The sequence below is a fragment of the Vreelandella nanhaiensis genome (assembly GCF_003990185.1).
GTDB lineage: Bacteria > Pseudomonadota > Gammaproteobacteria > Pseudomonadales > Halomonadaceae > Vreelandella > Vreelandella nanhaiensis.
The window spans coordinates 1-21866 of the sequence record NZ_RZHF01000020.1; the positions used below are offsets into that span (position 1 = coordinate 1).

The following is a 21866-nucleotide window of genomic DNA, read 5'->3' on the forward strand; positions in this document are numbered from 1 at the left end:
ACGGGCCAGAATATATCAGTGGTAAGTTATCGGCATGGGCGGAAGGTCAAGGTATTCAGCTGATGTTTATCCAGCCAGGAAAACCCCAGCAGAATGCTTATATAGAACGCTACAATCGAACGGTGCGCTATGACTGGTTAGCCCAATACCTGTTTGAAAGTACCGAAGAGGTTCAGGATTACGCCACTCGTTGGCTCTGGCACTACAATCACGAGCGCCCTAATATGGGGCTTGGAGGGATCACCCCTCAACAGAAACTGGCCGCTGTGGTCTGAACTCTACTTTTGAAACCCTCTGAAAATGGGGGGATTACCCTGACAACCGCACAGGACTTCAAAATGTGTGGTGACTGGCTTATCTACCTAGAGTGTCTAAAGGGTGGAAAAATGGCTTATGACGTGACTACTCGTAACTTTTTCCGCCGTCACTCGGCATCTCAGGTACATAAGGTAGAAGGTACCGAGGTCTATTTCGCCGAGCGGGAAGCGATTACCCGTTATGTGGTGGAGCACTTTGCCGTTAACCGACGCATGATCAAGAAGGCTTTCACGGCTATTGATCATGAATGGCAGCGCTTTCAGCACAAGCACCCGGGGCGCAAACTGCTGGAATGCTACGACAAGTCAGGTCTGAAGGCTGCTGCGCGTTGGTTTCAGCAACAGTCGCATGTAGCGTTTTATGTGCATGGCATGACTTTTTCTCGTGGTGGTATTGAACGACTGGCCGCGCAGTTGGCGAACCACATGGTGGAAAACGGCTGGCAAGTCACCATTTATTGTCGAGTGCATCAGCGATCTACGTCGATCTACCCGCTTTATGAAAGCGTTCGGGTAGTGCCAATCTTCGATGAGCACAAGCTGGACACTTCAGTAAAAGCCCTCAATTATGCGCTGACACATGATCATATAGATGTGTTTGTGCCGATGCTCTCGGAGTGGTTGTTTGAGCCGATAGTGGAAGCTGCGCAGAATACTGGCGTTACAATTATTGCGTCTGAGCATAATGACCCATGGAAGATTGAGGAGCTATGGTGGAACCATGAAAAGCGGGTGGCTTGTTTCGAGAAAGTAGATGCCATTCATTTTCTACTCAATAAATATATTGAATCCGTTCCAAAACATTTGCATGACAAAGTAATTACCATTCCGAATGGGGTAGAAATACCGAATCAAATAAACCTGGAGAACCGCGAGAAACTAATTGTGAGCGTAGGCCGGCTTGTGCCGCAGAAGCGCTTCGACAGCCTGATTGAGGCGGTCAGCTTAGTGCAGGAAAACCTGCGCGGAACAGGCCATCGTGTAGAGATTTACGGAGAAGGTGAGCTTCGAAATTCGTTAATGCAACAAATACAGCAGCAGAACGTGGAAGACATTGTCTTCCTGATGGGTAATACCAGCGAGATCGAAAAGGTCTATCAGCGGGCGGATTTCTTTGTATTAGCCTCTGATTTTGAAGGCTTGCCCGTTACCTTGTTAGAAGCCCTTTCTTATGGTCTTCCCGTAATTGGATTCAAGCATTGTAATGGGCCAAATGAAATTATCCGCCCTGAGCAAGAAGGTTTATTAGTGGATAGCGTCCAATCACTGGCTGAGGCCATTGAAATAATGATAAATAATAATAACGATCGAATAAAACCGTACAATCGTGCAAAAGATTACTCATTAGCAAATTTTTATGAGTCGTGGAAAGAAAAATTAATTGATATAGTAAAGGTTTAGTCATGAAGTTTAAAAAATGCGTCCTTCATATAGGTATAGAGAAAACAGGATCCACCACTATACAACGGTTTCTAGAAAAAAATAGAGAAGCACTAATAGATCAAGGTCACTATTATCCTAAATCATTAGGTCCTTGTAGAGGTAGCCACTATTACTTGGTTGTTTATAGCAGACACGAAGATGTCTACGATGATTTAAGATTAATATCGGGTGTTTCTAATAAAGAAGAGCTTTATAGCTTTAGAAGGAAGCTAGAGAATGAGATTGAGCAGGAGTTCAATTCACTTGAGGGTGGCCGAACACTACACATTAGTTGTGAAAATTTTCATAGCCGATTACATGGCATTCCAGCAATTGAAAAAGTTAAAAAGTTGCTTTCACCCTATGTACAAGATTTTCAGGTTTTATGTTACTTAAGACCCCAGCATGAGGTCGCGTTATCTCTTTACAGTACTGATATGAAATTGGGTGGTTTGCCAAAGTCACCACTTCCGAAAGTAGATTCGAATAACCACTATTATAACTATTTTGTGATGTTGGAAAAGTGGAGGCACGTATTTGGTAGCAAAAACTTAGAAATAAGATTGTTTGATAGAGAAAATCTTTACGATAATGACTTGATTAAAGACTATATGTACACAACAGGTTTACGCAATAATAACCTTATATCTATAGAAAAAGAAAACGAATCTTTGTCCCTTGAAGGATTAGAGTTGCTCGGAGAGTTGAATAAATACTTGCCAAGATTCGAAGGTGATAAACCAACTGGTTACAGAAAAAATATAGCTGAATGCATGGAAAAAATATTCCCTGGTAAAGGCGCAACAATAAAAAGAAAAAGTGCTGAAGATTTTTATCACCAATTCGAAGAGTCAAACAATCAAGTAGCTAAAAAATATTTAAGCAAAAGTAAATTGTTTTTTCCTCGCTTTTTAAAATACCCTGAGGATGAAAGTTATTTCAACGATGTTGACGAATCTGTGTTTATTTTGTTGAGTCATATCATACCAATCTACGATAAAAAGATAGTTCTAAATGGCATTAGTATAACTCTGCCAATTGAAAGTCGTAAAATCTATCAAAACTATAAAGATATGCTTAGGTTATATGAAAAAGAAAAGCTTTTATCTTTTGTGGCGCAGATTTGGAAGAGTAACGAATTTAAAAGCACATAACAAGAAGTATTGAATGCTAGTAGTGCAGAAATACAGATTTGCAAAGATGTATAACTATATACGTTGTATATTTTTATGGTTTGTGAAGGTGGCAATTCAACACTAAAATTGTTCTATTGCGTTAAAAATATGTAGAAATAAAAGCTAAAAAATTGGCGTTTTCAATGACCGATTACTCAAAAAAAGAAGATGTAATAAGGTGACAAAATGAGTCAAGATATACAGAATTATTTAGGAAGATTTAGTAGCTGTAAAATATTATAAAGTTAAAGGTTTTATGTTTTAAAAAACTAAATGATGAGCTGACTAAAATTTTTTCTAAGCCTGGTTAACGGGGGTAATCCCCCCGAAAAAAGCGGTTCTCAAAAGTAGAATTTTCCGTAAGCTAAACGCAGGGAGATTCTGCATGAAAAAGCCACGTTTTTTCGACAGCCAGATCCTGTCGATACTCAAACAAGCCGAGAATGGCGTACCGGTTCCGGAAATGTGTCGCGAACACGGTATGAGCAGTGCCAGCTTTTACAAATGGCGCGCCAAATTCGATGGCATGGATGCGCCCATAATGGCTCGTTTGAAAGAGCCGGAGGACGAGAACCGCCGGCTCAAGAAAATGTACGCCGAAGAGTGACTCAAGTCGGACATTCTCAAGGAAGCCATCGAAAAAAAGTGGTAAAGGGCACAGTATCTGTTCGACAGCACCGAAGAAGTTCAAGATTACGCCATTCACTGGCTCTGGCACTACAATTACGAGTGAACCAATATGGGACTCGAAGGGATTACTCCTCAACAGAAGTTGGCCATGGTGGGCTAGGCTCTACTTTTGAACCCCGTTAAAAAATGGGGGGATTACCGGGTACCTGGCTATCCGTCAGCAAATGTCGTTTGGGTCTGGGTGGCCACTGTCTGTCTGGTTGGGGTCGATAGCCGCTTCTTTTTTGGCTGACACGGTAGCACTGTCCATGCAAGCTCTCGACCAATTAAGTCGGTCAGCGTTATGTAGTTGCTGTAAGAGCGTTTGGTGTAGGTGTTCCCATACGCCAGCTTGCTGCCAATCCCGCAATCGTCGCCAGCAGGTCACGCCTGAACCGCACCCCATTTCCTGCGGTAACATACGCCATGGAATGCCTGAACGAAGGACGAAAATAATGCCTGTCAGCGCAGCGCGATTGGATATAGGTGGCCTGCCGCCACGAGCGCCGACCTGAGGCGTGGGTAACAGAGGTTCAACAATGGCCCAGAGTTCGTCTGAAGCAATCTTTGAAGTCATACGCTCAGGCTGCAAATGAGGTAACTTCCTTCAAGGTTTTGAAACGTGCTCTAAGCGGTAAATTTCGGAGCGAATGCCTAAACCGTCACTAGTTTAGAACGATGGATGAGAAGAAAACGGAAATTGAAGCGTGGCGAAACCATTACAATCACGTTCGCCCTCACAGTTCATTCAATTGTCTGCCACCTGCTGAGTATGCTTAAAGAGCGTATAGTGTGGGAATCTTACTGATCGAGTGAGATTTCCTTTGATTTTAAATTTCTAATAGTTTTAATTTTTTTAAGATAAGTTGGGTTTTGTACCTTACTTGATATTATTTGTAATAAATATAGTTATGGCTGAACTTTTATAAAAGTTGATTTCTTCTCTTGTTAATGCATTATAATGCCAGGTTTTTATATGATCAAAAAGAAATTCTCGCAGTTTTTAGTAAGTAGAACGTTGGCAGATTGTTACGATGTTGTTTTACACATTGGCGCTCCCAAAACGGGTTCCTCTGCGATTCAGCGTTTTTGCTCTTTGAATAAAAAAAGTTTAGAATCTCTAGGGTTTTATTATCCTGATCACCCCTTGGATAAAAACGGCGTTTCAGGTGGTCATACCCAAGTAGCTGGTGCTTTAATTAATGGTAACGTTAAGGTGGCGAATAGCCGTCTACTGGAATGGTTGGAAGTTGCTAAAAGTAAAAATCTAACCTTGATTTTATCTGCAGAAGCTTTTTATGGGCTACATAAACAAATGGCTCAATCATGCAGGGGCTTGAAGGTTAAAGTTGTTGGCTTCCTACGCCATCCGCTTGATTACATGCTTGGTAACCATAACCAAGGCATCAAACGTCATATGATGACCAAGCGCCTTAATCAGGCTATACCAGAAATGTTAAGCCAACCAACTCCTCATTTAGTGGGTAAGCCCTTCTGCAACTGGGCAGATGAGTTTGGCGATGAAAATTGCATTTTCTTACCCTACCGAGCTCCAGGTCACGGTGCGCCTATAGAACTTTCTTTTTTAAAAGCGTTAGGTGTGTCTGAAAAAGCCGCTAAGCGTATGGTCGGTGAAGTTTCTGTTACGAACCGTAGCTATGTAAAATCTGCCTTAGAAGTGAAGCGACTTTTAAATACGGTTTTACCTGAATTGCCGGAATCCTATGCCCATCAAGTCGATTGGTGCTTACAAGGGTACTCAGATAAAGCGCTCAATGAAACGCCTTATCAGATAAGTGATATTCCAGCTGTATTATTAAAAGAGTTATCATCTCATCTCTTACAACAAATGGAAGAAGTTAAAGCTCGTTTTCCTGAGTTAAAAGAAGCAACCACGTTTTCGGCAGAGGATAAGCATCAAAGTAGTGATGATATAAATTTAATTAATCCATTGCAGGCTCTGCGTAACGAGATTCCTGATATTTATTTTGAAGTCAAAAATCAAGCTTTACAATTGAGGGGGAAGGGTAAAAAAGATTATGCTTTCCTGAAACTGTTAGAATTATTAAATATCGACTTTGTTGAGCCCGCACCCACCGAGACTCTTTTGCCGGAAAGTGCCCTCAAGATTTTAGCTAGCTCTAAAGCACAGGCCGCCGATTACTTGCGTGAAACTGCCTTGATACTTGAACGCGCGGGCTGCATCAAGGAAGCGCTTGAGGTTATTGAATTAGCCCAGCAGAAGAGACCCAATGGGGAAGGCATAAAACAAATCAAACTGCGCCTGAAAAAAATTGCTGAAAAAAATATTCTTTAAGATTTTTTATTTATAAAGAGTTAAACATTTGTTTACTATATCCCCTTCAGTTAAGCCACGATGTGATCTAGTTAAGTTGTCAGCTCATGAAGAGTTCGAATGGCAAGCTATAGACGAAGACCCACAATTTACCCTGCCCAAAGCCCGACTTCTACCCGGCTGGCAAATGCTGGAAGTGGCGATTGACCATGATCAGCCCAGTGCAGCGGTGAAGCTCTTTTTTAACCGTGGCAAAGGTTTTGAACAAGAAGCAAGTGTTTACCTACCATTAAAAAGTGGGCGTATTACCAAGCGGCTTTTCTGGATGCCTTTTGGGGTCAAAACACTTCGTTTAGACCCGCTGGAAAGTGAAGGGCAATTTACTATTCGCCACCTACGTTTTGTTTGGTTGACCCCTTGGTTCGCCCACGACCGATTGGCACAGCGTTTGGCCAATATGCATTATAAGTGGCGCAACGTACCTAAGCGTCAGGTAATCAAGGCACTTAAAGATCAATCGGTTGAATCGGGGCGCTCATGGCGTGACATTGCCCTGGAAACCTACGAAGCGACGTTTGAACGGTTTTCGGTGCAGCGTAGCTATAATGATTGGATCAGGGGGCAGGCCAAGCCTAGCAAGGCCGAACTAGCAGCTACCTTGGATGAGCTTACCTTTAAGCCGCTGGTATCAGTGCTTGTGCCCGTTTATAACCCGCCGCTTGAGCACTTAAAAAGTTGCTTGGATTCCGTATTGGGCCAAGCGTATCCACATTGGCAGCTCTGTATTGCCGATGATGCTTCTACTGATCCAGACGTGTCAGCACTGTTAGCCGATTACGTAGAGCAAGACCGCCGTGTACATGTCGTTACCCGTGCACAGAATGGGCATATTTGTGCTGCTAGTAATAGTGCACTGGGGCTTGCTGAAGGCGAATACATCGCACTGCTAGATCATGACGACTGCCTGGCACAAGAAGCGCTATTGGAAATGGTCGCAGCGCTTAATCAGCAGCCTCAGGCAAGGCTGTTATACAGCGATGAAGATAAGCTAGATGAGGGTGGGCAGCGGTTTGACCCGCACTTTAAGCCGGATTGGAACCCTGATCTGTTACTGGCTCAAAATTATATTTCCCATTTGGGTATGTATGAAACCGCATTAGTAAAAGAAGTTGGCGGTTTCCGTGAAGGATTTGAAGGTAGCCAGGATCACGACCTGGTGCTTCGGGTAAGTGCTCACTTGCGTCCCGAACAGATAGTACGCGTACCTAAAGTGCTTTATCACTGGCGGGCGGCGGAAGGTTCCACCGCACTGAATAGTGGGCAAAAGGATTATACCTCCCAGGCTGGGCTTAACGCCGTTGCTGATCATGTCGCTATCCGCCACCCTGGTGCTAAGGTTGAGCATGGGGAGTTTGCTAATACCTACCGTGTTCGTTGGCCGGTACCCACCCCTGAGCCACTAGTGAGCTTGTTAGTACCCACTCGGGATCGTGTTGAAATATTGAAGCCGTGTGTAGATGCCATTCTATCGCGTACCGATTACCGCAATTTCGAACTGTTGATTCTGGATAACCAAAGTACCTGTCTGAAAACATTGGCTTACATGGATAAGGTAGCCGAGCAGGATTCTCGGGTACGTGTATTGCGTTGGGAGCAGCCGTTTAACTATTCCGCTATTAACAATTTCGGTGCGCAGCATGCCAATGGTGACATTATTGGTTTGGTGAATAACGATATAGAACCTATCAACTCGGATTGGCTAACCGAAATGGTGAGACAGGCAAGCCGTCCAGAAATTGGCTGTGTGGGTGCTAAGCTCTATTACCCAAACGATACAATTCAACATGCAGGCGTTATTTTAGGCATTGGCGGTGTGGCTGGGCATGCGCATAAATACTTTACCCGCCATGCGATTGGTTATTTCACTCGGTTGCATATTGCACATAATTTATCTGCTGTTACCGCCGCCTGCTTACTTGTTCGCAAGGAAATATTCAACGAGGTGGAGGGGCTGAATGAAGAGCGTTTGGCAGTAGCGTTTAATGATGTAGATTTTTGTTTGAAGGTGCGTGAGGCAGGCTACCGTAATCTGTGGACGCCCTACGCTGAGCTTTATCATCATGAATCTATCTCTCGCGGCGCTGACGACAACGCTAAGAAGCGAGCTCGCGCAGCAGGGGAAGTCGCCTACATGCGCAAAACTTGGGCAGAGAAGTTAGATAACGACCCCGCCTATAACCCTAATCTAACGCTAGTGCATGAGGACTTTTCATTAAGATAAGTGTGAGGAGTAAGGCGTGAGAAGTGAAGCACAGTGGGTAGTGCTTAGCGATGGGGGGCGTCCAACGGAAGATATTTATTTTCTGGAATCGGCCGCGCCTGTTTTGCGCCAGCAGGGTGCAACGGTTAACCGGGAGGTTGCTTCACACTCATTAGGCGCGGCGTTCATGCATGGCCGCTCTTTTCTGCGCCGCTATCAAGAGGCCAACCTGCTGCTTTGCCGCTCCTTGCCGCTTGGCTGGCTGCGCTGGTTAGAGCGCAACCGTAACGCTTTTGGTTATATTGCCTATTTAATTGATGACGATATTGCCGCTGCCGCCCTTGATACCACACTCCCCGGCGCTTACCGCAAACGTATGGCGGGCATCGCTAGCCTTCAGCCGCGCTTGCTGGCCTTGGCCGATGAAGTGGTGACATGTAGCGATCAACTCGCAAGCTACTTTACCCCACGCCACCCCAATGTTTCAGTGCTAACTCCTCCTTTGTTAGCGCCATTGCCAGGCCATGAACACTTTGCCGCTTTCCCTTCTACACAATCACCTTGGCAAATAGGCTTTCACGGTACGCGGGCGCATCTGCAGGATCTACTGCATATCGCGCCTTCCTTGGAAGCACTGCAACAGCAACGTAGTGATACTGAGCTTGAGATAATGCTGGGCCAGCATACTCCCAAGCGTTTGGCGACGTTGCCACGGGTAAAAAGCCCAGCACCGTTACCCTGGCAGGCTTTTCAGCAGTACCAACGCCTGCACCGCTTGCACATTGGCTTGGCGCCGCTGCTTGCAACGCCGTTCAACCAGGGTAAGTCGTTTATCAAGTTTCTGGATATTGCTGCCATGGGCGGGGTAGGCATCTACTCCAATCGCTACCCCTATACGGAGGTAGTGCGCCATGGCGAAAATGGTTTGTTGGTGGGCGATTCCCTTGAAGAATGGCAAGCAGGTTTAAATCGGCTTCTCAATAACCCCGAAGCGACCGCTAAAATGGCAAGCCAGGCGGCGCGTGATGCCTTAAATGTTGGTAACCCGCAGAAAGCGATAACGTTTTGGCAATCGCGACAGGCAAAGGATTTTTAATCTTCAATTGCGTACGGTGCGCTGCAGCTAACTTCGTAGTGCATGATAGGTAAGCGAGCGCACCTACGAGAGCATCGCGTAGCATTGCCAGGGATGGTTAGGTGCCATAAAGCGCCGTTCCGCCGCTTCCCGCGGGTGCCTCATTCGCTCGTACCTCGCGAGATTCGTTACCACGCGCTACAAGACCTATTCTCCTCACCTTCACCCTTCGCCTAAAACGGAAACACCCACGGTGTAATTAACAGCACCGCCGCTGAATAGACCACGCTAACCGGCAAGCCAATTCTTAAAAAGTCAGTGATGCGGTAACGGCCGGGCGAGTACACCATCAAGTGCGTTTGATAGCCAAACGGAATGAAAAAGCACGCACTGGCGCCATACGCCACGGCCATGACAAAGGGCAGTGGGTCGGCGCCAAAAGCGTTGGCGGTGCTCCACGCGACGGGAAATGCCAGTGCGGCGGCAGCGTTATTGGTCACCGTTTCTGTGAGTACAAGCGTTAGCAGGTAGCAACCAATAAAGGCGGCATAAATACCGTAACCGCTGAACAGGTATTGCATGCCACTGGCTAAAAGGCCGGCTGCCCCTGAGTTTTCCAGCGCTTGGGCAATGGCTAACGCCGAACCGATAATAAGCCATAGTTCAAACGGAAAACGGCGGCGTAGCTCCGCCAGGCTGAGCACTTTCATTAGCAGTAGCCCGCCTAACAGTATTAGCAGCCCGTGAAAGAGTGGCAGCACATTAGCCGTGGCCAGGCCGATCACTGCTGAAAACCCTCCCATGGTGAAGAGGCTTTCCTTGGTACTCAAAGGCGGCCTGGTAAAACTGCCGCTTAGCAAATGGAAGTTGCGGTCCAGGTTACGATGCTGACGGAAGTCAGCACTTACCGCTAGCAGCAAACAGTCCCCCACGCGAAGCGGTATTTTTCCTAATTGCCCCTCCAAACGTTTTTCCCCCCGCCGTATACCCACCACCCCCGCACTGAACATGCTCCTAAAATCCACGTCCTGCAAGGTTTTACCTGAAAGCTCGGATTCGTGGGAAATCACCACTTCTACCAGGTTGGTCGCCAGCAGGTTATCGGCTTGATGACCAAAGAGTTGCAGCCCCGGAAAGCGCTGCAGGGCTTGCACTTTGCCCACTTCTCCTGTGAATACCAGCGTGTCGTTAGCCAACAGTTGCTCACCGGGTGCCACGGGGCTAATTAGCCGCCCTTGGCGCTCTATTTCAAGTAAATAGAGCCCATCCAGGCTGCGCAGGCCGTTTTCTTCAATGGTTTTGCCGATCATGGGCGAGTCCGCTTCCAAATCGGCGGCCAAGAAGTACGAGAGCTTTTCTTTAGTGTCTTCCAGCTGGTGGTGCGGCAGGGCGTTAGCGCGCCACATCAGTACGCACAGGGTTATCAGCGCTACCGGCACACCCACCAGGCTGAACTGGAACATACCTAGCTCACTGCCACTGGCGCTTAAATTAAACGAATTCACCACGAGATTGGTGGAAGTGCCAACCAGCGTGGTAATGCCGCCCAAAATGGATGCATAAGAAAGCGGGATTAACAGCCGAGAGGGGGCGATGCGCTGCTGGCGTGAAATAGCCCCTAAAAAGGCGGCGACCACCGCCGTGTTATTTAAAAACGCAGAGAGCACCGCCGTGCTACCCATTAAACGTGCCGTGGCAAGCCGCGGGTGGCCCTTTAACAAGTGGCGCGATAGCCAGTCCAGCAGGGGAGAGCGTTCAAGAGCTAATGACACCAGCAGCAGCAGTAATAACGTGGCGAGCGCTGGGTTAGTGTATTGCGTAAGCAAGGTGGTGGTATCGACAAAACCGAGCAGCAAAAAAATCCCGGCTAAAGTGACAAAGGCGATGGCGGGCTTAACGCGCCCACTAATTAGCAACGCTAACAATAGGGCGATGGAAGACAGAACGGCCCAAGGGATCATGGTAGGTCCTTACAAGTGTTAAAATATGTAACTTACTCTCTGGATTTTACGCAAGCTTTTATGATAGTGTCTATTTATTGTATTTTTAAGCAATATTTATTTTTTATAACTTCTTTAATTTCAGGTAATTAACTTTAATTTTGAGTATTAAACATTTATCGCCTGAAAAGCTCAATGAGCGCCGTATGCTCGCCGTGAAATTGCGTTTGGATGGGTTGACGGTGGCAGCGGTAAGCCAGCGAACCGGGCTTTCTGCCCCTACGGTATCGGCGGCTTGGAAGGCGTTTCGTGAGGGTGGCTGGGCGGCAGTGCCGGTGCGGCCTCGCGGACGGTTGAAGGGGCAGGCAAACGTACTGGATGCCACTGTTCAGCAACTGCTTTGGGATGCGCTTTATGCCGGGCCTGCCGCTGATCAGCCCGGTTGGAACAGTGCCGGCCTGGCTGCTTACTTACGCGATGAGCACGGCGTTGAGCTAACCCAGCGTGCTATTGAGCACTGGTGGGAAAGTGAAAGATTAAAGCACGAGCCATGGCCGTTAGAGGCGTTGGCTAAACAACGTTCGCAGCGGGGGCGGTGGTATCGGCAATCGGTTGCTCCCCTGTTTGCCAAACTGGAGCAGGCCGAGCAGCGTTGGCAGGGCGGTGTACGCAAAGTGGCGCATCCACATCGGTTGGTTTACCAGCTCTATTTGCATGGTCCGCGTGGCCGGTTATGGATGCGCTGTTATCAGCATCCGCCCGTAGCGAGTGATTATTTAACCGCTATGGGGGCACTGAGTAGTAAAGGGCCTGTCGCCTTGGTGTTTCATGGCGCTTGGTTTTCAGCCAGTCCGGAAGTTACGGCTTGGTTGGCGCAACAGACGATGTTTTGGTTAGTGCAAGTACCTGCCGATAGCAGTGTGGCTTCCTAGGGTTTGTGCGAAAAGTTGCTGAGCGAAGGCCAGAAAAGGCAAAAATCAGCGAAAAAGCGGAGTTTACGTGTGTAAATGAGTATTTTGATCGGACTCGCGCACGAGCTGATTTTTAACGCCGTATGGTCGAGCGCAAGCAGTTTTCGTACAAAGCCTGCACTTGAGAACTTACTTTTCACCTTACGTTGGGACAGATGATGACATCACTCACCCATTTGCAACGACTGGAAGCGGAAAGCATTCAGATCATGCGCGAAGTGGTCGCCGAGACTGAAAACCCGGTAATGCTCTATTCCGTCGGTAAAGATTCGGCGGTTATGCTGCACTTGGCACGTAAAGCATTTGCGCCTTCGCCTCCGCCGTTTCCGCTATTGCACGTTGATACACGCTGGAAGTTCCGCGCCATGTATGAATTCCGCGACAAGATGGCGGAAGAGATTGGTATGGATTTGCTGGTACATATCAACCCGGAAGGCATTGAGAAAGATATCAACCCGTTTACGCATGGCTCGGCCATTCATACCGATGTGATGAAAACAGAGGGGTTGAAGCAGGCGTTGGACAAGTACGGCTTTGATGCGGCCTTTGGCGGCGCCCGGCGGGATGAGGAGAAATCCCGCGCTAAAGAGCGTATTTTTTCGTTCCGTACAGCGCAGCATCGCTGGGATCCGAAAAACCAGCGCCCGGAGTTATGGAAGCTCTATAACACGCGTAAGCATCCCAAAGAGTCGATTCGCGTCTTCCCGATATCCAACTGGACCGAGTTGGATATATGGCAGTACATCCATCTGCAAAATATCCCTATTGTGCCGCTTTATTACGCCGCCGAGCGTCCAGTGGTTGAGCGCGATGGCGCGCTGATCATGGTGGACGATGAGCGTATGCCGCTAGAGCCAGGTGAAGTGCCCATGATGCGTAAAGTGCGTTTTCGCACCTTGGGGTGCTATCCGCTTACGGGTGCCGTTGAGTCTGACGCCGATACGCTACCGGCGATTATTCAAGAAATGCTGCTGACCAAAACATCGGAACGCCAGGGTCGAGTGATTGATAACGACAGCGCGGCCTCCATGGAGAAGAAGAAGCAAGAGGGGTATTTTTAATGTCTCACTCATCTGACCTGATTGCTGATGATATCGAAGGTTATCTAAAAAACCACGAGCATAAGGGCTTACTGCGCTTTATTACGTGCGGAAGCGTTGATGACGGTAAAAGTACGCTGATTGGCCGTTTACTGTTTGAATCGAAGCTGCTGTTCGAAGACCAGCTGGCAGCGATTGAAGCCGACTCGAAAAAGTACGGCACCCAGGGCGGCGAAATGGATTTTGCGCTGCTGGTGGATGGCTTGGCTGCTGAGCGCGAGCAGGGCATCACCATTGATGTGGCGTATCGGTTCTTCTCGACCGAAAAGCGTAAGTTTATTGTGGCGGATACCCCAGGGCACGAGCAGTACACCCGTAACATGGTCACGGGGGCTTCTACTGCCGATGCCGCTATTTTGATGGTTGATGCGCGCCACGGTATCTTGACCCAAACCCGCCGCCATAGCTTTTTGATGTCGTTAATGGGAATGCGCCATTTGGTGGTTGCTATTAACAAGATGGATCTGGTCGATTACTCCAAAGCGCGTTTTGATGAAATCGTCGAAGAGTACCGTGCCTTTGCCAAACAGCTCGGTTTGGAAAATATCACCTTCATTCCCATGTCGGCACTGAAGGGCGATAACGTCATTGAGCACAGCGCCAAAATGCCGTGGTACCACGGCACTACGCTGCTGGGCTATCTGGAAACGGTCGAGCTTGATGCAGAGCATCTTCAGCGCTCACCTTTCCGCATGCCGGTGCAGTGGGTCAATCGTCCCAACCTGGATTTCCGCGGTTTTACCGGGATGATTGCCAGCGGCGTGATTCGCCCGGGCGACCAGATTCGCGTGCAGCCTTCGGGTAACACCAGCACTGTTTCGCGTATTTACACCTTTGATGGTGATTTAGATGAAGCAGTGGCAGGGCAGTCGATTACGCTACTGTTGGAAGACGAAATTGATATTTCCCGTGGCGACGTGATTTCCGGCGTGGAACAGCCCGCTCACACGGCTGATCAATTTGAAACAACGTTAGTCTGGATGCATGAGGCGCCGTTATTACCAGGCCGCCCTTATTTAATGAAAATAGGCACCCAGACGGTTTCTGCGACCGTGACCGATATCAAGTATCAGGTGAACGTAAATACCCTGGAACACATGGCCGGTAAGCAGCTGGACTTGAACGGCATTGGGGTATGTACCATCAGCCTTAACCGCGCCGTTGCCTTTGATGCTTATAAAGACAACCAGGATACCGGCGGCTTCATTCTGATCGACCGTATGACAAACAATACGGTAGGCGCGGGAATGCTCCACTTTGCGCTTCGTCGTAGCCAAAATATTCATATGCAGCATGTGGATATTGATAAGCAGGCACGTGCGTTAGCGAAAGGGCAAAAGCCCGCGGTGCTTTGGTTCACGGGCCTTTCTGGCGCGGGTAAGTCGACTATTGCGAATTTGGTTGAGAAGAAACTGTTCAGTAGCGGGCAGCATACCTATTTGCTGGATGGCGATAATGTGCGCCATGGCCTAAACCGTGATTTGGGCTTCACGGATGCCGACCGCGTAGAAAACGTGCGCCGTGTTGCGGAAACCGCAAAGCTGATGGTCGATGCCGGGTTGATTGTCATGTCGGCATTTATTTCACCCTTCCGTAGCGAGCGCCAGTTAGCGCGAGATTTGTTGGAGGAAGGCGAATTCATCGAAATTTTTGTCGATGCACCGCTGGATGTCGTTGAAGCGCGTGACCCTAAAGGGCTGTACAAAAAGGCCCGCCGTGGGGAGCTGAAAAACTTCACCGGTATTGATTCTGCCTACGAAGCCCCTGAAGCGCCGGATGTTCATTTGAAAACATCTGAGATGAATGCGGAAGAGGCAGCTGATACCGTTATTGCAGCACTGCGTGAACGCGGAATGATCAATTAAATTGAATGCTTGAGCTGTCAGGTAAGGGCTACGTTGCCTTGGCTTGACAGCTTTTTTTATGCAAGGGCTAGGTCTTAGGGGCTGGGTCTTATGGAAGGATTAAAAGATGGCGCTTATTGATCAAACACTATTGGATGCCGTTGAACGTATTGCCCGCGAAGCGGGTGATGCCATTATGAGCGTTTATGCCCGCGAGTTTAGCGTCGAAGAAAAAGAAGATAAAAGCCCTCTGACCGAAGCTGATAAAGCCGCCCATGATGTGATTATGCGTGGTTTACAGTCGCTTCCTGTCACCCTTCCCATTCTATCGGAAGAAGATGCAGATGGCTTTACGGGCGTGGATAGCGATGGTCGCTATTGGTTAGTTGATCCATTGGACGGTACCAAAGAATTCATCAAGCGTAATGGTGAGTTCACCGTTAATATTGCCTTGATTGAACAGGGTAAACCGGTTTTGGGGGTTGTTACCGCGCCAGCGTTGGGTGTGGCGTACGTGGCTGCCGAAGGCCTGGGCGCGTTTAAGATTGAAGCTGACGGCCAGCGCCATGCGATTGAAGTGGCGGGTAAGCCAGGCGCAGAGGCTACCTGGCGCGTAGTCGGCAGCCGTTCTCACCCAAGCCCCGACCTGGCCGCGTGGTTAGAAAAACTGGGTAAGCATGAGATGCTGCCTATGGGTAGTTCACTTAAGCTATGTTTGGTAGCAGAAGGCAAGGCCGATGCTTACCCTCGTTTAGGCCCCACTTGTTTATGGGATACCGGTGCCGCTCACGCGATAGTACTCCAGGCAGGGGGAAAAGTAGAAACGCTGGAAGGCGCACCGCTTAGCTACGCGACGCCTGGTGAAAAGCTGAATCCTTACTTTATTGTATGGGGATATTAAAGGCTCAAATACTTTGATGCATTCGCCACTACACACGGCGAGGCAGGCGTGGCGCTGCTTTTGTAAATCCGGTTTAATCAGGGTAAGTCGTTTATTGGATTTTGAATATTGCTGCAATAGGGGCGTGGGTATTTATTCAAACCGCTACCCTTGTACGTGAGTGGTTCGTCACGGTGAGAATGGCTTGTTGGTGGAAGATTCTCCCGCAGCGTGGCAGGCTGGTTTACCGTAGTTATTGAATAACCTACAAGCAATCGCCCATATGGCTTGGCAGGCTCAGCAGGGTGGTGATTAAGTTTTACAAGGGAGCTATATGTATGGAAGCTATCGTGAACGCATTTTTTGATGAAACCCCCAATGCCAATGTAGCCCGCGAGCGGGTGTCATTTGGCACCTCTGGTCACCGGGGCCGTGCGGCCGAGCGTACCTTTAACGCTGCGCATATTATTGCTATTACCCAGGCCGTGGTGGATTACCGTATTGAGGCAGGCTATCAAGGACCGCTTTTTCTTGGCTTTGATACCCATGCGCTTTCCAGGCCTGCTTGGGAGTGCGCGCTACAGGTATTGGCAGCTAATAACGTGCCGGTATTGGTTGAAAAAGATCACGGCTATACCGCAACACCCTTGGTTAGCCATGCCATTTTGCGGCACAACGCCTCCAATCCGGCGTTAGCTGATGGGTTGATTATTACGCCTTCGCACAACCCGCCTGAAGATGGCGGCATCAAATACAACCCCTCCCACGGCGGTCCGGCAGATACGGATGCCACTTCTTGGATAGAGCTGCGCGCCAATGCGTATCTGTTGCGTGAGCTTGGCGATGTGTCGCTTGTCTCTGTGGAAGAGGCGCTTGCCCATGCACAAGAATACGATTTTACCGCACACTATGTCGCTGACCTCAGTAATGTAGTGGATATGCAGGCCATTCAGCGTGCAGGTTTAATCTTAGGCGCAGACCCGATGGGTGGCACTGCTCTGCCGGTATGGCAGGCGGTTGCGAAACACTATGAGCTTGCCCTGGAAGTGGTCAACATCGAGGTTGACGGGGCGTTTGCCTTCATGCCGCCGGATCACGATGGCAAAATCCGTATGGATTGCTCAAGCTCGGCGGCCATGGCGAACCTGTTAAACATCAAGGATCGCTTCGACATAGCATTTGGCAACGACCCGGATGCCGACCGCCACGGCATTGTGGACGCCAACGGCTTGATGAACCCCAACCACTTTCTAGCCGTGTGTATCGATTATTTAATGAGCCATCGGCCTGAGTGGGCGGCGTCGCTTAAGGTTGGTAAGACACTCGTATCCTCTTCCATGATCGATCGGGTAGTGGCTTCTCACGGGCGTGAGCTTTATGAAGTGCCCGTAGGCTTTAAGTGGTTTGTGGGGGGGCTTCATGAAGGTTGGTTGGCGTTTGGTGGCGAGGAGAGTGCGGGCGCCAGTCTTCTGACTCGTAACGGGAAGGCATGGTCGACCGATAAAGATGGCATTGCGCTTTGTCTGCTTGCGGCCGAAATTCTGGCGGTAACGGGAAAAACACCCAGCATGTATTACCGCGAGTTAACGCAGCGCTTTGGCGAACCTTTCTATAAACGCGTGGATACCCCGTGCACGCCCGAAGAAAAGGCAGCATTCAAAAAGCTTAATAGTGAAAGTGTTACCGCCCAGGAATTGGCTGGCGATGCAATCACTGCCGTACTGGTCGCGGCGCCCGGTAATGGAGCAAGCATTGGGGGGATTAAAGTAACCACAGAAAACGGCTGGTTTGCGGCACGCCCCAGTGGTACGGAATCGCTTTATAAAGTGTATGCCGAAAGCTTCAAGGGTTCTGGGCATTTAGATGAATTGATTGAAAGCGCTGGCACACTGCTTTCAAGCGTATTAAAAGAATAAGGTAGCAAGGGTGGTTACGCCATCATACACGTGGGGCCTCCCATGCGGGGTCTCGCGTCACGAGGGCTTGCGGTGTTATTTAAAGGGGGTATGTATAAATATTGTAATGTTTGGTAAGTAAAATATATATCTGTAACAGAAGCTCTGCGCCACAGTATCGCATTTTAGTGGCGATTTGATGATATATGTTTATTTTTGCCACTGGTGCTACGGAGGGGCGCCGGCCTGTTAATTATAATGCGCTATGTATCTTTAACATTTGTGCCTACGAAAGCTTACTGATTAGATATATTGTAAAGCTATGTAAACAATGTTAGAAAGTGGCGTAAAGCTTGCTTTAACCCAATGGTTGAGTCAGTTGGCCTTTCCTTTCAGGGATGAAATTATGAACTCATCAACGCTCTCTCGGTCTCCCCGCACTTATTCGCCGGTTAACGCATTATATGCTCACGCTGAGCAGCTCCAGGCGCACTCGTTGAGCGATTTGCTGGGATGCGATTCATCATCCGCCCAGCAGCGCGCGAGCGCCTTAGCGTTCACGTTCGGCTCACTGCATTTGGATGTCAGCAAGCAGCGGATTACTCCCCACACACTTAAACTATTGATTGATTGGGCACATAGCTGCGGTGTGAAAGAAAAGCGCCAGGCGCTTTTTTCAGGGCAAAAGGTGAATATCTCTGAGCGCCGCGAAGCGCTTCATATGGCTGCCCGCTGGCCTAAACATAAAACGCCGCCGAAAGGCATGGAAGCAGCGGCCACGTTTTGCCAGCAGCAACAGTTGCGCTTAGCTGGCATGGTTTCGCGTGTACATGAGGGGCGCTGGTTTGGGGCAACAGGGCAAGCCATTACTGATGTGGTGCATATTGGTGTTGGTGGCTCTGATCTAGGGCCAAAACTGATCAGTGAAGCGCTGGCCGATCGTCCAAGTCATGAAAAGGTCAGAGTCCATTATGTTTCTACCATGGACGGCGCCCAGCTCTTGCCTTTGATGGAGCGCTTAAACCCTGCCACTACACTTCTGGTTTTAGCCTCCAAGTCCTTTACCACCGCTGATACTCAATTTAACGTGCGAACGGCGCTTGCTTGGCTAAGCGAGGCGTTGGAAATAGATATATCCACTATCTGCCATCACCAGCTGGTTGGGGTGTCATCCAAGCCTGAAAAAATGACGGCGTTTGGCATTCCTGAAGCACACCAGCTGGTATTTAAGGACTGGATTGGCGGGCGTTTTTCGCTTTGGTCGCCCATTGGGGTAAGCGTGGCCATGCAACTGGGTATGGAGCAGTTTAATGCGCTTTTAGCGGGCGCTCATGCCATGGATCAGCACTTCCTGGATGCCCCGCTAGAGGAGAATTTACCTACCTTGCTGGCACTGGTGGGTGCCTGGAACTGTCAGTTTTTGAATATTCCGACACATGCGGTACTTCCCTATGATGGCCGGTTGAAGAGTTTGTCTGCGTATCTGCAGCAGCTTGAGATGGAGTCCAACGGTAAGAGCGTGGGTCTGGATGGGCGCTCCGTTAACCATGCCACATGCCCGATCATGTGGGGTGATGTTGGGCCTAATGCGCAGCATGCGTTCTATCAGCTGCTGCATCAGGGTGGGCATACAGTAAGTGCTGACTTTGTAGCCGTTGCCAAGCGTGATGTTGTGGCAACTGATGAGGTAAGTAGAGCGTTATGTGCCCAAGAGCAACTGACGCTTGCCAACTGTCTGGCGCAATCGCAGCTTTTCGCGCTGGGCGATGATGCTATTCCTGTCTCCCTTCGTGGTCATATGGCACAAGGGTATCGTGGTAATCACCCTAATTCGCTACTGTTATTGCAGGAACTAAACCCATGGAGCATTGGTGCGCTGCTAGCGCTTTATGAGCACAAGGTGTTCGTGCAATCAGTGCTTTGGAACCTCAATCCATTTGATCAACCAGGGGTGGAGCTTGGCAAGCAATTGGCCACCAGCCTCTATGAAATGCTTGCAGGTGAAACGCTTGCCCATAACAATGTAAAAGACCCCAGTACAGAACAGCTGCTGTGTAAGATTAACGAGTGGCGCCAGTAACGTAACGAAATAAGGAAGCAAGGAATGACCCAAGTACGCAAAGCGATTATTCCAGTCGCCGGTTTTGGTACGCGGTTATTGCCGATCAGTAAGGCAATTCCCAAGGAAATGGTGCCTGTCGTTGACCGCCCGCTTATTCAGCATGTGGTAGAAGAGGCATTGGCAGCTGGTATTAATGAAATTGTGCTGGTGACTCGTACAGGGAAATCGGCTATTGAAGATCATTTTGATGCCCATGCCGAGCTTGAAGATTCGCTGGCCAGTAAAGGCAAAGATGCTTTGCTGGAAACGCTTGCGGCTATCGCCCCGCCTGAACTTAAAATTACCAGTGTTCGTCAGCCAAATGCACAGGGCCTGGGTCATGCTGTTTTCTGTGCTGCGCATTTACTGGGCAAAGACGAGCCGTTTGCGGTTATTCTGCCGGATGTACTGGTGAAGCCTCAGGCTGATGGTAATACATGTGATTTAGGCCGTATGGTGGAGCTTTGGGACGCCAGCAATGCCGCTCAAATCATGGTGGAAGCGGTGCCGCAAGAAGACGTTTACCGTTATGGCATTGTGGATTGCGACGAGCCCAGCGCAGGTGAAAGTGCCGATATGCGTGGCGTAGTTGAAAAACCCAAGCCCGAAGAAGCGCCTTCGCGGCTGTCGGTCATTGGCCGCTACATTCTGCCGTACCGGATTATGGAGCTATTGCGTGACCAGCCCCCCGGTGCCGGTAATGAAATCCAGCTGACCGATGCGATTGACCGTTTGATGCAGGAAGGCCAGCAGGTTCAGGCATTCCGTATGCAGGGGCGCACCTTTGATTGTGGTCATATTGAAGGATGGCTGCAGGCGAATAATACCCTGGCGCGTGAGGCCGGGTATAATCTCTAAAAGCTGCCCGGTAGCGTGACCAAGAAGCCGCCCTAGTAGGCGGCTTCTTGCTTTTTCACCATCGCTTTAACATTAGGGATTTTATGGATCACTTGCTGGCCCAGGTGCTGGATATTGCTCGCGAGGCGGGCGAGGCAATCCTGCGTATTTATGCCCAGGATTTTGAAGTTGATATCAAAGCCGATAACAGCCCGGTAACCGCTGCGGATAATGCAGCGAATCAAGTTATTCTAGACGGACTCAAAGCGCTTCCAGAATCGATTCCTATTCTTTCTGAAGAAGGGGGTGAGAGTTTTGCAGGCTCTGATTCTCAAGGGCGTTACTGGCTGGTTGACCCGTTAGATGGCACGAAAGAGTTCGTGAAGCGTAACGATGAATTTACTGTAAATATCGCGCTTATTGAGAACGGCAAGCCGATACTGGGCGTCGTGCTGGCGCCGGTATTTAACGTGGCGTATATCGCAGCCAAAGGGGTAGGGGCATTCAGGGTTGATGAGTCCGGACGACAGGTTATCCATGTTGCCGGTAAGCCAGATAAAGGAAGTCACTGGCGTGTGATGCGTAGCCGTTACCATGCTAACCCCCATTTGGAGCGCTGGTTAAAGCAGTTAGGCCCGCATGAGACGCGCCTCGTGGGCAGCTCGTTGAAGTTTGGCCTCATCGCCGAAGGAAGCGCCGATGTGTATCCGCGTTTAGGCCCCACCAGTCTATGGGATACCGCCGCCGCCCAAGTGGTGGTTGAACAAGCGGGCGGGCGAGTGGTGACCATGGTCGGCACGCCGCTAAGTTATGCTAACCCCAACGAAACCCTTAACCCCGAGTTTGTTGCATGGGGGCATTAACACCGCAAATGTCTCTTGTGTAGCCGCCGCCCGCGGGTGTCTTATTTGCTCGTGCCTCGCGAGATTCGTTACCACGCGCTACGGGTTCAAGCATCATTAGAACATGTGCCTTGCACGTGTTTTGCGTAATGCGATGACCCGTAGCGCGTGGTAAGCCGCCAGGCGCACCCGCGGGAGCAGCGCGCCAAGCGCTGCCGGGGTTGGGTGGTGGGGCGCAAACG

16 protein-coding genes and 2 pseudogenes are annotated in these 21866 nt (G+C 49.3%); 16 read left to right on the forward strand and 2 right to left on the reverse strand.

The genetic code is table 11. From position 1 onward, the window contains the following. The 4 genes and pseudogenes from ELY38_RS14120 to ELY38_RS14135 all read left to right on the forward strand — a co-directional run. Positions 1–275: integrase core domain-containing protein (locus ELY38_RS14120; RefSeq protein WP_148113540.1), on the forward strand; the 275-nt coding region annotated here is incomplete at its 5' end. 111 nt (positions 276–386) lie between these two features. Further along, positions 387–1718, forward strand: a complete 1332-nt coding sequence (locus ELY38_RS14125) for a glycosyltransferase (RefSeq protein ID WP_185858992.1) — start codon at positions 387–389, stop codon at positions 1716–1718. Between the two features lie 2 nt (positions 1719–1720). After that, positions 1721–2893: a hypothetical protein gene (locus tag ELY38_RS14130; RefSeq protein WP_127062901.1), complete on the forward strand. Its 1173-nt coding sequence runs from the start codon at positions 1721–1723 to the stop codon at positions 2891–2893. Positions 2894–3299: 406 nt separating this feature from the next. After that, positions 3300–3518 (forward strand): annotated as a pseudogene (locus tag ELY38_RS14135) (transposase); the annotation flags it as partial. Between the two features lie 232 nt (positions 3519–3750). Here ELY38_RS14135 and ELY38_RS14140 read toward each other — a convergent pair. Next, positions 3751–4160, reverse strand: a pseudogene (locus tag ELY38_RS14140) (transposase); the annotation flags it as partial. Positions 4161–4261: 101 nt separating this feature from the next. Between ELY38_RS14140 and ELY38_RS19720 the strand changes: the two are divergent. The 4 genes from ELY38_RS19720 to ELY38_RS14160 all read left to right on the forward strand — a co-directional run bounded on the left by ELY38_RS19720 (position 4262) and on the right by ELY38_RS14160 (position 9235). Further along, the gene (locus ELY38_RS19720) at positions 4262–4363 is read left to right on the forward strand and encodes an integrase core domain-containing protein (protein ID WP_127062903.1); all 102 of its coding nucleotides are present in this window, start codon (positions 4262–4264) and stop codon (positions 4361–4363) included. A gap of 196 nt (positions 4364–4559) precedes the next feature. Continuing rightward, entirely contained in the window at positions 4560–5900 is a 1341-nt protein-coding gene (locus tag ELY38_RS14150) for a hypothetical protein (RefSeq protein ID WP_127062904.1), read from the forward strand. A 76-nt stretch (positions 5901–5976) separates the two neighbouring features. Continuing rightward, positions 5977–8160 (forward strand): glycosyltransferase family 2 protein, encoded by a 2184-nt coding sequence (locus ELY38_RS14155; protein WP_222845164.1) that lies wholly within the window; start codon positions 5977–5979, stop codon positions 8158–8160. Positions 8161–8176: 16 nt separating this feature from the next. Continuing rightward, positions 8177–9235 (forward strand): glycosyltransferase family protein, encoded by a 1059-nt coding sequence (locus ELY38_RS14160; protein ID WP_127062905.1) that lies wholly within the window; start codon positions 8177–8179, stop codon positions 9233–9235. 212 nt (positions 9236–9447) lie between these two features. Here ELY38_RS14160 and ELY38_RS14165 read toward each other — a convergent pair whose 3' ends face one another. Then, positions 9448–11175 carry an SLC13 family permease gene (locus ELY38_RS14165; RefSeq protein WP_127062906.1) on the reverse strand — a complete coding sequence of 576 codons (1728 nt, stop codon included), beginning with the start codon at positions 11173–11175 and terminating at the stop codon, positions 9448–9450. A 185-nt stretch (positions 11176–11360) separates the two neighbouring features. On the opposite strand from ELY38_RS14165, the gene ELY38_RS14170 reads away from it, so the two are divergent. The 8 genes from ELY38_RS14170 to cysQ (ELY38_RS14205) all read left to right on the forward strand — a co-directional run bounded on the left by ELY38_RS14170 (position 11361) and on the right by cysQ (ELY38_RS14205) (position 21645). After that, positions 11361–12086 (forward strand): helix-turn-helix domain-containing protein, encoded by a 726-nt coding sequence (locus tag ELY38_RS14170; protein ID WP_127062907.1) that lies wholly within the window; start codon positions 11361–11363, stop codon positions 12084–12086. A 197-nt stretch (positions 12087–12283) separates the two neighbouring features. Next, positions 12284–13186, forward strand: coding sequence for a sulfate adenylyltransferase subunit CysD (cysD, locus tag ELY38_RS14175; RefSeq protein ID WP_127062908.1), 903 nt, complete (start codon positions 12284–12286; stop codon positions 13184–13186). After that, a complete protein-coding gene (cysN, locus tag ELY38_RS14180; protein ID WP_127062909.1) occupies positions 13186–15090 on the forward strand; it encodes a sulfate adenylyltransferase subunit CysN in 1905 nt (634 codons plus the stop codon). Before cysD ends, cysN begins: the two co-directional genes overlap by 1 nt. Positions 15091–15196: 106 nt before the next feature. Then, positions 15197–15970 (forward strand): 3'(2'),5'-bisphosphate nucleotidase CysQ, encoded by a 774-nt coding sequence (cysQ, locus tag ELY38_RS14185; RefSeq protein WP_127062910.1) that lies wholly within the window; start codon positions 15197–15199, stop codon positions 15968–15970. Positions 15971–16287: 317 nt separating this feature from the next. Continuing rightward, a complete protein-coding gene (gene pgm / locus ELY38_RS14190) occupies positions 16288–17865 on the forward strand; it encodes a phosphoglucomutase (alpha-D-glucose-1,6-bisphosphate-dependent) (RefSeq protein ID WP_127062911.1) in 1578 nt (525 codons plus the stop codon). 385 nt (positions 17866–18250) lie between these two features. After that, positions 18251–19924, forward strand: a complete 1674-nt coding sequence (pgi, locus tag ELY38_RS14195) for a glucose-6-phosphate isomerase (protein ID WP_127062912.1) — start codon at positions 18251–18253, stop codon at positions 19922–19924. A gap of 24 nt (positions 19925–19948) precedes the next feature. Then, positions 19949–20803: a UTP--glucose-1-phosphate uridylyltransferase gene (locus tag ELY38_RS14200; RefSeq protein WP_127062913.1), complete on the forward strand. Its 855-nt coding sequence runs from the start codon at positions 19949–19951 to the stop codon at positions 20801–20803. A gap of 83 nt (positions 20804–20886) precedes the next feature. After that, positions 20887–21645 (forward strand): 3'(2'),5'-bisphosphate nucleotidase CysQ, encoded by a 759-nt coding sequence (gene cysQ / locus ELY38_RS14205; protein WP_127062914.1) that lies wholly within the window; start codon positions 20887–20889, stop codon positions 21643–21645. The last annotated feature ends 221 nt before the right edge of the window (positions 21646–21866 follow it).